The organism is Ensifer sp. ENS10 (assembly GCF_014852025.1).
In the GTDB taxonomy this organism is placed as follows: domain Bacteria; phylum Pseudomonadota; class Alphaproteobacteria; order Rhizobiales; family Rhizobiaceae; genus Ensifer.
In genome coordinates this window covers 672,798-686,667 of sequence record NZ_JACVAS010000002.1, presented here as the reverse complement: position 1 = coordinate 686,667, position 13,870 = coordinate 672,798, and the positions used below count along the sequence as shown (strand labels likewise).

13 protein-coding genes and 1 pseudogene are annotated in these 13,870 nt (G+C 63.5%); 6 read left to right on the top strand and 8 right to left on the bottom strand.

The window, feature by feature from the left end; all coding sequences use genetic code 11:
* Position 1: 1 nt before the first annotated feature.
* The 4 genes from IB265_RS10350 to IB265_RS10335 form a co-directional block, all read right to left on the bottom strand.
* The gene (locus IB265_RS10350; RefSeq protein ID WP_057253628.1) at positions 2-835 is read right to left on the bottom strand and encodes an anti-sigma factor; all 834 of its coding nucleotides are present in this window, start codon (positions 833-835) and stop codon (positions 2-4) included.
* Entirely contained in the window at positions 832-1,386 is a 555-nt protein-coding gene (locus tag IB265_RS10345; protein WP_057253630.1) for an RNA polymerase sigma factor, read from the bottom strand. Before IB265_RS10345 ends, IB265_RS10350 begins: the two co-directional genes overlap by 4 nt.
* A complete protein-coding gene (locus tag IB265_RS10340) occupies positions 1,370-1,744 on the bottom strand; it encodes a hypothetical protein (RefSeq protein ID WP_057253632.1) in 375 nt (124 codons plus the stop codon). The genes IB265_RS10345 and IB265_RS10340 overlap by 17 nt, the downstream gene beginning before the upstream one ends.
* Before the next feature lie 256 nt (positions 1,745-2,000).
* Complete coding sequence (locus IB265_RS10335; RefSeq protein WP_057253634.1) at positions 2,001-2,984, bottom strand: quinone oxidoreductase; 984 nt, start codon at positions 2,982-2,984, stop codon at positions 2,001-2,003.
* A 96-nt stretch (positions 2,985-3,080) separates the two neighbouring features.
* Here IB265_RS10335 and IB265_RS37730 point away from each other — a divergent pair.
* A pseudogene (locus tag IB265_RS37730) lies at positions 3,081-3,960 on the top strand (LysR family transcriptional regulator).
* Positions 3,961-3,972: 12 nt separating this feature from the next.
* On the opposite strand, the gene IB265_RS10325 reads toward IB265_RS37730, so the two are convergent.
* A complete protein-coding gene (locus IB265_RS10325) occupies positions 3,973-5,061 on the bottom strand; it encodes an AbrB family transcriptional regulator (RefSeq protein WP_244495689.1) in 1,089 nt (362 codons plus the stop codon).
* Positions 5,062-5,498: 437 nt separating this feature from the next.
* On the opposite strand from IB265_RS10325, the gene IB265_RS10320 reads away from it, so the two are divergent.
* Entirely contained in the window at positions 5,499-6,626 is a 1,128-nt protein-coding gene (locus IB265_RS10320; RefSeq protein ID WP_057253637.1) for an ATP-dependent RecD-like DNA helicase, read from the top strand.
* Between the two features lie 25 nt (positions 6,627-6,651).
* Positions 6,652-7,176, top strand: coding sequence for a hypothetical protein (locus IB265_RS10315; RefSeq protein WP_156414709.1), 525 nt, complete (start codon positions 6,652-6,654; stop codon positions 7,174-7,176).
* Positions 7,177-7,347: 171 nt separating this feature from the next.
* Here IB265_RS10315 and IB265_RS10310 read toward each other — a convergent pair whose 3' ends face one another.
* The 3 genes from IB265_RS10310 to IB265_RS10300 form a co-directional block, all read right to left on the bottom strand.
* Positions 7,348-8,022 (bottom strand): MnmC family methyltransferase, encoded by a 675-nt coding sequence (locus IB265_RS10310; RefSeq protein WP_057253641.1) that lies wholly within the window; start codon positions 8,020-8,022, stop codon positions 7,348-7,350.
* Between the two features lie 197 nt (positions 8,023-8,219).
* A complete protein-coding gene (locus IB265_RS10305) occupies positions 8,220-8,897 on the bottom strand; it encodes a MerR family transcriptional regulator (RefSeq protein WP_057253643.1) in 678 nt (225 codons plus the stop codon).
* Between the two features lie 582 nt (positions 8,898-9,479).
* Positions 9,480-10,592 carry a hypothetical protein gene (locus IB265_RS10300; protein ID WP_057253645.1) on the bottom strand — a complete coding sequence of 371 codons (1,113 nt, stop codon included), beginning with the start codon at positions 10,590-10,592 and terminating at the stop codon, positions 9,480-9,482.
* 449 nt (positions 10,593-11,041) lie between these two features.
* Between IB265_RS10300 and IB265_RS10295 the strand changes: the two genes are divergently transcribed.
* The 3 genes from IB265_RS10295 to IB265_RS10285 all read left to right on the top strand — a co-directional run bounded on the left by IB265_RS10295 (position 11,042) and on the right by IB265_RS10285 (position 13,813).
* Positions 11,042-11,794 (top strand): pyridoxine 5'-phosphate synthase, encoded by a 753-nt coding sequence (locus tag IB265_RS10295; RefSeq protein ID WP_057253646.1) that lies wholly within the window; start codon positions 11,042-11,044, stop codon positions 11,792-11,794.
* A gap of 62 nt (positions 11,795-11,856) precedes the next feature.
* Complete coding sequence (locus IB265_RS10290) at positions 11,857-12,489, top strand: histidine phosphatase family protein (RefSeq protein WP_057253648.1); 633 nt, start codon at positions 11,857-11,859, stop codon at positions 12,487-12,489.
* A gap of 109 nt (positions 12,490-12,598) precedes the next feature.
* Positions 12,599-13,813, top strand: coding sequence for a multidrug effflux MFS transporter (locus IB265_RS10285; RefSeq protein WP_057253650.1), 1,215 nt, complete (start codon positions 12,599-12,601; stop codon positions 13,811-13,813).
* Positions 13,814-13,870 lie beyond the last annotated feature (57 nt).

Here is a 13,870-nt window from a genome sequence, read left to right as displayed (position 1 = left end):
CTCAACTTCCCTTCGCCTCGCTCTTGTCGAACTGGCGGTAGCACTCGTCGGCCACCTGCTGCAGCAGGCTGCGCGGCACCTCGCCGGTGACGGCGTAGCCGATCGGGCCGTCGATCCAGTAGAAGGTCTCGACGCCGTCGACGCTGTCGATACGGAAACTGGTCTCGCGGTTGTCGTCGTTCCGGCCGAGAAGCACGGTGAGCCTGCGTCCGGTGCCGTCCTCATACATGAACATCGCACCCGCCTTGCCATTGACCGGCAGCAACCGGCCGCCGACCAGCGAGAAGCCGAGCGAGGAGAGATCGGGGATCGACAGCGGATGTTCGAGGCGTTTTCCGAGCCAGGTGGCGAGATGGCTCTGCTCGTCGGCGCCCACTTCGACGGCGTGGCGCACTTCGCTGGCATAGACCAGGAAGGCTGATTGCGCCTGCCGCGGCAAGCTGTCGGCGGTCTCGATCGATTGGTTGCCGCCATCGGCAGAAATCAGAGATGGCGCGTAGAGGCCGGTCAGCGCGCCCGCGGCAAACAGGGCGAGACCGGCGGCGATGGCGCGCAGACGGCCGGTGGCGGATCGCTTGCCCTTGTCCGGGTCCGATTGCGGAAGATCGTTGCGGCTTTTCGATAGCAGGGCGCGGTCGTTTGTGTCGCTGTGGGCGTAGCCGGCGAAGAGCGCACGAAGGTCCACCGCCTGCGCCTGCCATTGCCGGACTTCTTCGGCGCGGGCGGGGTTGCTCTCCAGCCATTGCTCGATCCGTTCGCGTTCCCGTGGGGTCACGAAACCGTCGACATAGGCGTGCAGGTCGTCTTCGGAGACGGTGTTGAGATCTTCCGTCATTTCGGTCTCCGCATGCTGATCACATTGTCGTCCTTCATGGCTTCGGCAAGCTGGCGCCGGGCGCGTGAGAGCCGCGACATCACGGTGCCGATTGGAATGGCCATCATCTCGGCCACGTCCTGGTAGCGGTATCCCTCGATCACCACGAGCATCAGCACCGAGCGGTTTTCCGAGGAAAGGCCGTTCAGCGCCCGTTCGAGCTTGGAGCGTTCGAGCGGGTCGCTTTCGCGGTTCTCCGCCTCGAGCCCCAGATCCTCCTCCAGCGCCACCTGCGGGTGCATGGAGAGGTAGCGGTGCCGGTTGCGGCCGAGATTGGTCATGATGGTGAAGGCCCAGGCGCGCAGGTTGACGCCGCGCCATTGCGCGCGGCGCGAAAGCACCTTCTCCACGCAATCCTGCAACAGGTCCTCGCCATCCGGATCCGAGCGCACGAGGCTGCGGGCATAGCGCCTCAGCGCCGGCACCAGCGCCAGCACGTCCTCTTCGAACCGGTCGGATGCGGGGTTTTCGGCCCCCGCATCCGCATTGCCGCCATTACGGCTTTGCGACATCCCATTCGCCCTTCACGCCATCACCGGTAATGTCACCCATCTTCTTGTCCTTGACGAAGAAATAGAGCGGCATGCCGTCCTTGGCCCACTGTTTCTTGCCGTCCTTGCGCTCGACCAGCGTATAGGCGCCTTCGGCCTTGGCGCTGGCTTCCGCCAGGAAGGGCGGCCAGTTCTTGGCGCAATTGTCGTAGCAGCTGGACACGCCGCCATGGTCGTCCTTGTAGGTATAGAGCGTCATACCGTTTTCCCCGGCCAGTACCTTGCCTTTGGCCGATTCGACTTCCTTGACCGGCGGCGCGGCGAAGGCCGTGACGCTGGCGGCAAGGAGCATGGCGATCGTCAATGGAAACGTTCTCATGGCAATTGTCCTTCCTCAAGATGATTTTCCTATCCGGAAACGGGCGGATGCCTCCTCGTCCCGTTCCGCAAGAGCCGCATGCTTGCAGATCCAACCGTGAGACACGGTGCGCGGGGGATTTATTCCCGGAAAACTGGTGGCTGTTTCGGTTCCGCCATTTCGCTGCCGGAACCGAAGCAAACGGAGCGACCGGCCGCGCGATCGGCAATCGCGCGGCCGGCAAAAGGACGGTGATTTGCTGGAAGCAGCCCGCTGTTCAGGGCAGCAGAACCACGGACCCGGTCGTGCGACGGGCCTCCAGGTCCTCATGCGCCTTGCGCGCTTCAGACAGCGGATAGGTGGTGATGGCGGAGGCGCGAACGATCCCTGCCTCAATCGCGCCAAACAGGTCTCGCGCCGCCGTCTCGTATTCCCTTCGGTCCGCGGTGTAGTGCGCGATCGAGGGGCGGGTAACATGGAGCGAGCCCTTGGCCGCAAGTAAGGAGACGTCAAGCGGCGGCACCGGGCCGGAGGAGGCGCCGAACGAAACCAGCGTGCCGCGCGGGCGCAGGCAATCGAGCGATTTGGCGAAGGTTTCGGCGCCGACGGAATCATAGACGACATCGACGCCCATGCCGCCGGTGATCTCGGCGACACGCGCCTCAAAATCCTCCTCGGTATAGAGGATCACATGATCGCAGCCGTTGGCGCGGGCGATCTCGGCCTTTTCGGCGGAGCTGACCGTGCCGATGGTGGTCGCGCCCAGGTGCTTCAGCCATTGACAGGCGATCGAGCCGACGCCGCCAGCCGCCGCATGGAACAGCACCGTGTCGCCGCGTTTGACCGGAAAACAGCGGCGGATGAGATACTCGACGGTCAGCCCCTTGAAGACGAGTGCTGCGACCTCAAGGCTGTCGAACTCGTCGGGCAGCGCCAGCGCCCGTGCTGCGGGCAAGTCGCGGTGGGTAGCATAGGCACCGGGCGGGCCGCCGACATAGGCGATGCGTTGGCCGACAGCAAAGCCCGCCACCCCTTCGCCAAGTGCCGTGACGACGCCGACGCCTTCGACGCCGAGGCCGCTAGGCAGCGGGAGGGGGGCGGTGCCGCGGCGATGATAGATGTCGATGTAATTGACGCCGATCGCGAGGTGGCGAATCTGGATCTCGCCGGGCGCGGGGTCGGCCAGTGGCTCGGCTTTGAAAGCGAGCACCTCTGGCGCGCCAAATTCGGAAAATCGGAAGACTTCATTCTCGATCGCCATGCTGCTCTCTCCAAGGGATTTCGCGGAATCTGCTTGATTTTTCAGCGTCGGTCGAGAAACCTTTGTGCAATCCGATTTTCCAAAAATGGAAAGCAAATGGACTGGAATGATCTGAAGTTCTTTCTGGCCGTCGCCAATGCGCGGTCGTTGAGTGCCGCGTCGGCCAGGCTCGGTGTGAGCGCGTCGACCGTGTCGCGCCGGATCGAGGCACTGGAAGCGGCGTTGCAGGTCAAGCTTTTCCGGCCCCATCGCGACGGTTATGACCTGACGCCCGCCGGCGAAGACTTGGTGGCGCCGGCTGAGCGCGCCGAGGCGCAGATGCGCGTCTTCGAGCGCACGGCGCGCGAGAAGGACAGCGATCTCGCCGGGCCGGTCCGTATCGACGTGCCGGAACTGCTCGGGCAGGAGGTGCTGTTGCCCGGGCTGGCGGGGCTCCTGCAAAGCCATCCGGAGATCCGCCTTGAGATGCATTCGAGCGTCCGGCCGGTGCGGCTGATCGGTGAGGAGGCGGATATCGTGCTGCGCCTCGTCCGGCCGCAGCAGGGCAATTATCGTCAGCGCAAGATCGGCTCTCTCGCCTTCGGCCTCTATGCAGCACCCAGCTACCTTGAACGCCACGGTACGTACGCCGGCTGACCTCTACCGCCACCGGGTGATCGGCTGGAGCGAGGAGTTGAGTTACCTGATCATGGTGGCCTGGGTCGAAACGCTCTGCCCCGGTCTCCAGCCGTCGATGCGTCTCACCTCCCTCGGTGCGCAGATGGCGGCGGTGAAAAACGGGCTCGGGCTCGCCGTGTTGCCTGCCTTTGCGGTCCAGTCGGCAGGGTTCGTGCCTCTGCTGCCGGAGGTGCCGCCCTTGGCCCCGGATCTCTGGATGCTGGTCCATGAACAGGCGGCGGAACTGCCGCGGGTGCAACTGGTCAAGGAGGCGGTCATCACGGCGCTGGCGCGCTTCAAGGTGCGGTCGGGCGTGTAGATGCCAAGCGGCTCAAGCCCGGTCGGCGACGAAGCGGGCGAGGGCTGGACCGATCATGGTGATGATCAGAAGGCGGGCGGTCTGCAGCGCCATGACGAAGGAAAGATCGACATTGCTCGATGCGGCAATGACCGCGATCGAATCGAGCCCGCCGGGGCTGGTGGCGAGATAGGCGGTCAGCGGATCGATGCCGACGACCTTGATCAGGAGCACCGCGAGCAGACCCGAGAAGGAGATCAGCACGATAATCGAGATGACCGTCGGCACCAGCGCGCGGCGCGCGTGGATGAGGATCTGGCGGGTGAAGCCAAGGCCGATGTTCCAGCCGAGAGCCGCAAAACAGAGCGCCAGCAGCCATTGCGGCAGCACGGTGGTCATGACGCCGCTGACGTTGAGCACGGCGCCGACGAGGAAGGGCAGCAGGAAGGCGCCGGCCGGCACGCGCAGGAAGCGGCCGGCAAGGGCGGCGCCGAGCCCGACGGCCATGGTCTCGAGGAAGAGCAAGCCGTCGATCGGCGCGAACCAGTGCGTGGTCTGCTCGGCTTCAGCCCCGGTGACCCACATATGCGCCACGACCGTTGCGGTGCTGGCGACGAAGATCACGCGCAGATATTGCATGAAGGCGACGAGGCGGGCGTCGGCGCCGTAGGCATCGGCCATCAAGAGCATGGTCGAGGCGGCACCGGCCGACGAGCCCCAGATCGCCGTCGTGCCCGGCAGGATGCGCATGCGGGTGATCACCCAGCCGCAGAGCGTGCTGACGGCGATGACCGAGAGGATGACGGCGAGGAACAGCGGCCAGTTGCCGGAGAAGGTCACGAGCATGCCCGGCGTCATAGCGCCGGCGATCATCATCGCCAGGATGAACTGCACGCAGAAGAAGAGCTGCCGCGGCAGCCGGATCGTGCCGCCGTTCATGCCGACGAGAACGGCGCCGAGCATCGGGCCCATCAACAGCCCGGCCGGAAGGCCGATGAATTCGAAGAACGAGGCGAGCACAATGGAGATTGCCGAGAGCAGGCACCATTGCAGCCACGGGGCCAGCCGTCCGATGCCGACCTTTTCCGGAGAGGACGCGGCTTTGGGCTTGTCGGTCGTCACGGGCATTCTCCGGCATGACCCCGTAAAGGCGGAGCGGCCATTCGTGGCCGGCCTCGACGGGCTTCGAGCGATGGTCGTCACCAGCAGGATCGCGGCGCCATCAATGTCCCGCTCGTTAGCAACAATGCGGCGTTGCATTCAAGGGGCACGGCAAGAAAGTGCCACAGCTGCCGTCGGCCGGAAACAAGGGGAGCGGTGTCGCCACACTTGCCGGGAAGGCTCGCAGCTGTGTGACGAACGCGCGTTGTGAGAAAAAAACGTGAACAAAAGATCTCTGGCTCGGGTAGCGCGACAGATGCGGTCAGGCAAAAAGATATTGATTTTGCGTGGCAATTTCGTGAATTGCCGCGGAGTGCTCGCCAACCTGCCGTCACAGGGGCCGTGCAGCCCATAAATCCGGGCTTGCGTGTGCCGCCCGAATCCTGACACTCAAGCCCATGCAGTTCGCACCGCAACAGGACGAGGCCCTCAAGGCCGTTTCGCAGTGGCTGAAAGAGGGCCGCTCGCCGCTCTTCCGGCTGTTCGGCTATGCCGGCACCGGCAAGACGACGCTGGCCCGGCACTTTGCCGAACATGTCGATGGCGACGTGCTGTTTGCCGCCTTCACCGGCAAGGCCGCGCAGGTGCTGCGCTCCAAGGGTGCCAGCAACGCCAAGACCATCCACTCGCTGATCTATCGTCCGCGCGGCGAGGAGGAGGTTTCCGATGAGGAAACCGGCAAGACCTCGATCGCGCCGATGTTTGCGATCAACCGCCAGAGCCCGGTCGCCAAGGCCGCGCTGATCATCGTCGACGAATGCTCGATGGTGGACGAGGCGCTCGGCAAGGACCTGATGAGCTTCGGCACGCCGATCCTCGTGCTCGGCGATCCCGGGCAGCTGCCGCCGGTATCCGGCGGCGGCTACTTCACCAACCAGGAGCCGGACTATCTGCTGACGGACATCCATCGTCAGGCGCGCGACAATCCGATCATCCAACTCGCGATGCAGGTGCGCGAAGGCAACGAGATCATGCATGGCGACTACGGCACCACGCAGGTGATCGGTCGCGGGCAGGTGAACCAGGAGCTGGTGCTGGAAGCGGATCAGGTGCTTGTCGGCACCAACAAGACCCGCCGGCGCTACAATCAGCGCCTGCGCGAACTCAAGGGCTTCACCAGCGACTATCCGCAGTCCGGCGACAAGCTCGTCTGCCTCAGGAACGATCCGGCCAAAGGCCTGCTCAACGGTTCGCTGTGGCAGGTGATGAGCTCGTCGAAGGAAACGGTGAAGCCGGGCATCAACCTGATGATCCGGCCCGAAGACGACGACATGGATCGCGGTGCCGCCAAGATCAAGCTGTTGAAGGCGGCCTTCGAGGATGTCGAGGGCGAGATCCCCTGGACGACGCGCAAGCGCTACGACGAGTTCGACTACGGCTATGCGCTGACGGTGCATAAGGCGCAGGGCTCGCAGTGGAACAACGTCGTTTTGTTCGACGAGAGCTGGGCCTTCCGCGATACGCGGGAACGCTGGCTCTACACCGCGATTACCCGCGCGGCGGAGCGACTGACGATCGTTCGCTAAGGGCGGCTACGGAAGGGGTGCGACGTTGCCGATCAACAGGATCATCGCGTCGAGGCCTTTTGTCAGCATAGTGGACGCGATTTCGGCTGGCGGATACAACCCGTTTCTCTGCCAAGCGACACGTGGATTCCGCACCGCCCTGTTTGCTGCTAATATCATAGCTTCACCACCGGTTGTGGAGGGCAAAATGTCTCGGGCTCGCTTCCTTTCCGTCGCCGCATTCTCAATAGGCTTTGCAACGACGATCCACGCAGCGCCTATCAACATGACAAACAGTCCGTCCTGGACCAGCCCCACCGCTGCAAATCCATCGGACCTGGTTCTGGTGGCAGAGACCAAGAAGCCGCTGGTGAAATCGCCGTCGGTCAAGGCTGGAGCAACCGGCCCACAGACCACGGTCGGCTCTGCTGAACTGACTGCCCAGGAATGTGAGCGCGTTGGCGGTGTCGTGACGGGCAACGGTGACCCTAACTGCAAATCGAACCAGCGGTGCAAGACGACGCTGAGCAACGGCGACATCCGCTCGGTATGTATCGACGAAGCAAATTAGGCTCACCAGTCCGGGCTTTTGACCTACTGCATGTCTTTGTCCTTAAATCGAACTCGATTTAAGGACAAAGACATGCAGAAAATCAAAGTGCTACAGCGACCTTTGCGCGTCTGATAAGACGCGCGGCGCTGTAGGCGGCAAGCTGGATAAGGCCGGCCGCATAACGGACGATTATCGCTTGGTCGCCATCCACAGCACGTGGCGCGCACCGCCACGCTTGCCATTGGCGCGCACATTGACCTCGTCGGTGGCAAAGCCGACCTCACGCAATCGCCGCGTAAAAGCGCTGTCCGGCGCCGAGGACCAGACGGCAAGCACGCCGCTGGGCCGCAGCGCCGCCTGGGCGGCGCGAAGCCCGGTATGGCTGTAAAGGCTGTCGTTGGAGGGGCGCGTCAATCCGTCCGGGCCATTGTCGACATCGAGCAGGATGGCATCGTAAGCGGCCTTCTTCGAGCGGATCAGCGCGCCGACATCGCCGACATGGATATCGACGCGGGGATCGTCGAGCGTGCCCTTGTGGAGGTCCGCCATCGGCCCGCGCGCCCAGTCGACGACGGCCGGCACGAGCTCTGCGACGACGACGCTGGCATCGTCCGGCAGCACGGCGAGGGCCGCCCGCAATGTGAACCCCATGCCGAGACCGCCGATCAGCATGCTGATGTTCTTGCCGCCGGCGATGCGCTCGTAGGCGAGCGTCGCCAGCGCCTCTTCCGAGCCGCTCAGCCGGCTGTTCATTAGTTCGGTCGAGCCGAGCATGATGGAAAATTCTTGGCCGCGCTGCTTCAGGCGCAACTCGTCGCCGTCTCCGGGAATGGTGGCGCGGTCTAGCTGGATCCAGGGAAGCATCGGGATATCTCACTCATGTCGTTTCAGCGCCTCGTAACATGAGCGCGGCGTCGAAGACATCCCATTGTCGACGATCCCGGGAGAAACGCCGGCGAACCGGCGGTATGGCCGGCTACCGGTCAGGCTTTGGCCGTGCCGCCTCCAGACGCGCTGACACGTCTCCAGCCGAAGACGAAAACCGCCGTAAGGTGCTTCGGTTACTCCGCCGAGATCATTCCGGCGAGTACGGCCTTGGCGATTGCCTGGAAGCGGTTGTTGGCGCCGAACTTGCGGATGATGCCGGCTTCGAGCGTGAGCGCCGCGGCGACGTCCATCTCCATCAGGCCGGCGATGCGCGGGGCCGGATAACCGTCGGCCATGAAGGTCAGACACTCGCTCTCGATCGGGGAAAGGTGGACATGGTCATCTTCATCGGTCGCGGTACCGCTGCCATCGCTGCTTTCGAGCAGTTCGGTGATGCGCTGCATCTGGCGGCGCAGGTTCGCCTGCTGGGCGGCAAGTTCCCGGCGCCGCGCCAGTAGCGCCTCGCGAAACAACTGGTCGGCGTCTGCCTGTTCTTCGGTGCCGGCAAGGCCGGTCAAAAGCTCCAGGATGGCGGCGATCGGCATGTCGATCTCGCGGCAGGCGTTGATGACAGCCATGCGGCGGATGTGTTCTTCGTTGTAAACCCGCATCGGCCCCATGCGCGCGGCGGTCAGAAGGCCTTTCTCCTCGTAGAAATGCAGGGTGCGGTGGGTGACGCCGAAGGCATCGGCCATGTCGGCGATCGCCAGCGGGGCCGTCGGATCATGATGGGGAAGGGGAAGGATGGGCAGGAAGCCGACGCGTTCGGGCGCGGCGAGCATGCCTTCGTATTTCCAGTGGTCTCGCGGCATATCGATTGTCCCCGGTCTACAGGCCGCGCCTATCCGGCGCGTTGTCTCTGTAACGTTTGATTTTCCGCATATTTGACCTGAATCGAGGCCGACCCAGGGTATAACAGTCCGCGTCCGGAAGCGGCGGCGATCACCGGGTCTCATAGGTGCGGACCGCGTCCGCGTGCTGAGGCACTCGTTGATCGACAACGACAATGCCTGCTGCTCGGCTGGGGCATCCCGCGTGGACCACGCGGTTCTACTCAGGACTTCGATGCTTGCCTGACGAGCAACCAGGCATCCATTCCCAACGCATGCGTGCACCGTATACGCGAATCAAATATATGACCAGTCCTTAATATTGGTAGGCTGACGCCCGTTTTCCCCGACTGGAGGGGCCGCTGCCACTGCATGGTTTCCTACTGCCTGTCTCCTTGAATCGACCTCGATTTAAGGACCAAGACATGCAGAAAATCAAAGGGCTACAGCGACCTTTGCGCGTCTGATAAGACGCGCGGCGCTGTGGGCCGATCCAGGAAAACATGCAGTGATTCAAAGCGTTACGGTGAGCTTGCCGCGTCCTCGAAGATGCGGCGCACGCGGTCAGTGGCCGATGACCTTGAGCGGGCTGTTGGAGCTCAGGATGAACAGTGGTTCGTCCCCGCGCAACGGCGACAGCTTCTGCTGGCAGGACCAGGCTTCCTCGAAGGCACCCCGGGTCAGGTGCTTGCGATAGCGCTGGGTAGCGGCCATGCAGCCCATGAGGGGGCTTTCGATCTGCTCCTGGCGGGCGTGCTCGTAGATCTCGCCGTCGAGCGAAAACAGTTCCGACGCCAGCGACATGCTCTCGTAAAGCAGGTCCGGCTCGGACGCGAGCCGCTTCCAGGTAATGAAGTCCTGGCGCAGCGGCACGTTCTCGCCATCATGCGAGAGGGTGACGCGGATGCCCTGCGCCGGCGCATCGTACCAGGTCACCTGCACGGTGAACGACAGGGCGGAATTGCGCGAAACGGGTCGACCGGTGTCGCCGTCGGTGGCGCGGGCCAGCGTCTTGTGGCGCTGGGCCGCAAGGCGAAGCGCCGTGGCAAACGCTTTTGCATCTTCGTTTTCGGCGCCGGCCATCTTCACCTGAACCGAGGGCAGTACCCGCTCGGTCGCGTGGCGCGCGTTGAAGAGTTTTGCCTGCGCGTCGATGTCCAGCGTCATTTCCTGCGAGGGCATCGGCGCGAAAAGGAGCAGCGGCAGCACGGTCAGCACCGAGAGCGGCGACGAGAAGGGCGCCGGCGGCCAGGCGGGCCGGTGCCCGGCAAAACGCCGCTTCGTCAGTTTCGGCTGGCGGGGCGAGCTTGCGGCCTGATGCTCTTCCTCGTTGCGGGCGCGCTGGTACTCCGGAACATAGGTTCCCTTGGGAATGGCGATCCGCCATTCGTCGTCGGCACCGTCGGCCTCGTAGAAAGCCTTGAGCAGCTTGCGCAATTTGCCGGCGTGCACCCGCACGAGCGGGTCACTGTCGGCGTTGAAAGCCTGGGGCCGGTCGAAGACGTCGATCGCGATCGAGTAGCCCTTGAGCTGATAGCCTTCGCCGGCCATCTCCTTCTCGACCACATAGGTGAGGAAGGCCCTGAGGCGCTCTGAACGTGCGAAAGCCTTGCTTTCGAGGATACGGCGGAGGGCCCGTCGAATCGTCTCGTCGCAGGGTCTTTCGACCGTCGTCATCCGTTCTTGCTCCAGTGTCATGTGAATTAAAATCTATGAAATGCGATCGCGGCGCGGGCTGGGCCATTCGATCTGATTCGGAAAGTTAAGCCCTAAAAAGGTGGTTGTCAGGGGTGTAGACGCCAAATTTGAGTTTTTTCTGAAATAAACGTAAAAATTGCGCCGGTTCTCCCTGTGGCAGATGGTAGCGGAAGTCCAGTCGGCCATTTTCGCCGTCCGTGATTGAGCCTTCCCGCATATTAGAGACGTCGATTGTCAAGACTTGGTCAAGACAAGGCGGGCAAACGAACCGCGCGCAAACGTCGCATCGCTCCCCTGCGACCTCCTTGGAATTGCTGCATAATCGGACCTCAAACTGTTTTCGGTTTCAGCAATTATGCAGTAGAACATTGCAACCACATTGCCTGCGTCTGGGCCCGCCTTGGGCCCGCTTTCTGGAAAGTTCAGACATGCCTGCAAAACTGTCCGTGAATCTGAATGCCGTCGCAATGCTCCGCAACCGGCGCGATCTGCCGTGGCCTTCCGTCACCGCGCTTGGCCGCATCGCGCTCGAAGCGGGGGCTGCCGGTCTCACTGTGCATCCGCGACCCGACCAGCGCCACGTCCGCTTCAGCGATCTGCAGCCGATCCGCGACCTGATCGACCAGGCGTTTCCGGAGACGGAATTCAACATGGAAGGCTATCCGAACGAGGAATTCCTCGGCCTCGTGGAGATGCATCGGCCGGAGCAGGTGACACTGGTGCCCGACGATCCGGCGCAGGCGACCTCGGACCACGGCTGGGATTTCCGCAAGAACCACAACCTGCTCGGCAATGTCGTCGGCCGGCTGAAGAAGAAGGGTTTTCGCGTTTCGCTGTTTGCCGATGGCGACGAGGATACGGAGGCCTTGCGGATTGCCAAGGAAACCGGCGCCGATCGCATCGAACTCTACACCGGCCCCTATGGCGGTTGCTATGACGACCCGGACAAGGCCGAGAAGATCGCCGCCGAACTTGGCCGCACGGCTGCGATTGCCGCAAGCCTCGGGCTCGACGTCAATGCGGGCCACGACCTGACGGTGGCCAACCTGCCGTTGCTCGCCCGGCACATCCCCGATCTTGCCGAAGTCTCGATCGGTCACGGCCTGACGGCCGATGCGCTGGAATACGGTATGGCCGAGACGGTGCGCCGCTTCCGTCGCGCCTGCGGGCAGGAGGTCTGAGGCGACATTTGCGCCCTAGTTCTTGCGCGGCAGCAGCGCGTTGCGGAAACCCGAGCGATGCCATGAAGGATCTCTTCGTCGTCACCCACACGGAATCCGTCCATCACCTGGAAGGCAAGGTGGGTGGCTGGTACGACACGGATCTGACCGCCCGCGGCAGAGAGGATGCGGAGTTAACGGCCGAACGGCTGGTGGCTTTGGTTGGCGGAAGGGACGTGGAAATCCATAGCTCCGATCTGCGCCGCGCCACCCAGACGGCCGATGCGATAGCAAGGCGCTTTCAACGGCCGGTGATGGAAACCGCCGATCTCCGGGAAATCAGCTATGGCGTTGCCGGTGGCAGGCCTCAGGCCTGGCTCGATGCGCGCTACACCCCGGCGCCGGATGACAATCGGCTCGATGATCCCTGCGGGATCGATGGCGCAGAAACCCGGCGCGAGGTGGCGCTGCGCGTCTTCCCTTGCGTCGACGCCATCGTCGCGCGGCCCTGCCAAACGCAGATCATCGTCACCCACGGCTTCACGCTGACGCTGGTGCTTGCCGCCTGGATGAAGATCCCGATCGGCGCCACGGGATTCCTGAGTTTTCCGGCAAAATCGGGAAGCATCACGCATCTGCGCCAGGACGATTTCTTCCGAAACCGGGCGGTCGTCAATCTTGCGGATGCTTCGCACCTGCGCTTTGCGCCATCGTAAGATCTCGCCGATCAGAACAGTGCATGGTGATCGGCAACGCTTCTGTAGCCTACAACTTTGCCGTGGGTCTGCTATAGGTAGAGTCCATTCCTTCCCTCGTAAGCGGCCAATGACATTCCCCACCAGTTTCCGTGAGCGCATCGTTCTCTATGCGCTTTTGACCTCGCTGACCTCGATCAGCATCGATGCGCTCTTGCCCGGCCTGCGCCAGATCGGGGCCGATCTCGGCGTTCGGCCGCCACTTTCCACCCAGCACATCATCTCGCTTTTCATCCTCGGCATGGCGTTTGGCGAGCTGCTGCTGGGGCCGCTCTCCGATGCGATGGGGCGGAAGAGGGCGCTTGTTCTCGGGCTTGGCGTCTATGCGCTCGGAACGATCATCGCCATGGCGGCCGGCTCGCTCGAGATGGTGATTCTCGGCCGCTTCCTTCAGGGCGTCGGGGTCTCGGGGCCGAAGATTGCGACGCGGGCGATGATCCGCGACCAGTTCGAAGGTGACGCCATGGCGCGTGTGATGTCGTTCATGTTCACGCTGTTCATTCTCGTGCCGATGCTGGCCCCGACGCTCGCGCAAGGGATCATCACCGTCGGTGGCTGGCGTAGCGTCTTTGCGGTCTATCTAGCGGCGGCGGGACTTCTCGGCATGTGGCTGGTGGTGCGCCAGCCGGAAACGTTGCCGCTAGAGAAGCGCATTCCCTTTCGCCCGCGGCTTCTCGTGTCGAACGGGCGGCGTATCCTCTCAAATCGCCGCGTGACGCTGCTGATCCTGGCGACCGGGCTCGTCTTCGGCGCGCAGCTTCTTTATCTGAGCACCGCGGCGGATCTGTTCTTCGACGCCTACGGGATCGGGCAGACCTTCCCCTTGTATTTCGCCATGCTGGCGACCGGCATCGGGCTTGCCTCGTTCCTCAATGCCAAGCTCGTGCAGCGCTTTGGTTCGGAGGCGATGGCGCGTTATGGCTTCATTGGCCTGGCGGTGGCGGGGCTCGCCATGCTGGCGGCATCCACCCTTTGGGCCGGCCGGCCGCCTCTTGCCGTGCTGCTGGTGCTCGGCTTTGCGGCCTTCTTTGCGATCGGGGTGCTCTTCGGCAACCTGAACGCCATGGCCATGCGCTCGCTGGGGCAGGTGGCGGGCCTCGGGGCGTCGTTGATCGCCTCCGGCTCGAGCCTGATCGCGACCCTGTTCGCGATCGCATTCGGCGCCTTCTACGACGGCACGACGCTCAATCTTTCCGCCGGGTTCTTTGTCGCCGGAACCAGCGCGCTCGTGCTTGCGGAGATCGCGCTGCGGGCAGATGCCTCGCCGGTGGAGGCCGTACGCTAAGCCAGGCAAGATCCGAGCGGACCGTGCGGCAGGCGCGGCCCTGCGCACGGCCCGTCC

What these genes read in the sequence shown, in the direction of transcription:
- IB265_RS10350 (WP_057253628.1), bottom strand. Translation starts at nt 835, where the DNA reads ATGACGGAAGATCTCAACACCGTCTCCGAAGACGACCTGCACGCCTAT.
- IB265_RS10345 (WP_057253630.1), bottom strand. Translation starts at nt 1,386, where the DNA reads ATGTCGCAAAGCCGTAATGGCGGCAATGCGGATGCGGGGGCCGAAAAC.
- IB265_RS10340 (WP_057253632.1), bottom strand. Translation starts at nt 1,744, where the DNA reads ATGAGAACGTTTCCATTGACGATCGCCATGCTCCTTGCCGCCAGCGTC.
- IB265_RS10335 (WP_057253634.1), bottom strand. Translation starts at nt 2,984, where the DNA reads ATGGCGATCGAGAATGAAGTCTTCCGATTTTCCGAATTTGGCGCGCCA.
- IB265_RS10320 (WP_057253637.1), top strand. Translation starts at nt 5,499, where the DNA reads ATGCAGTTCGCACCGCAACAGGACGAGGCCCTCAAGGCCGTTTCGCAG.
- IB265_RS10310 (WP_057253641.1), bottom strand. Translation starts at nt 8,022, where the DNA reads ATGCTTCCCTGGATCCAGCTAGACCGCGCCACCATTCCCGGAGACGGC.
- IB265_RS10305 (WP_057253643.1), bottom strand. Translation starts at nt 8,897, where the DNA reads ATGCCGCGAGACCACTGGAAATACGAAGGCATGCTCGCCGCGCCCGAA.
- IB265_RS10300 (WP_057253645.1), bottom strand. Translation starts at nt 10,592, where the DNA reads ATGACGACGGTCGAAAGACCCTGCGACGAGACGATTCGACGGGCCCTC.
- IB265_RS10295 (WP_057253646.1), top strand. Translation starts at nt 11,042, where the DNA reads ATGCCTGCAAAACTGTCCGTGAATCTGAATGCCGTCGCAATGCTCCGC.
- IB265_RS10290 (WP_057253648.1), top strand. Translation starts at nt 11,857, where the DNA reads ATGAAGGATCTCTTCGTCGTCACCCACACGGAATCCGTCCATCACCTG.
- IB265_RS10285 (WP_057253650.1), top strand. Translation starts at nt 12,599, where the DNA reads ATGACATTCCCCACCAGTTTCCGTGAGCGCATCGTTCTCTATGCGCTT.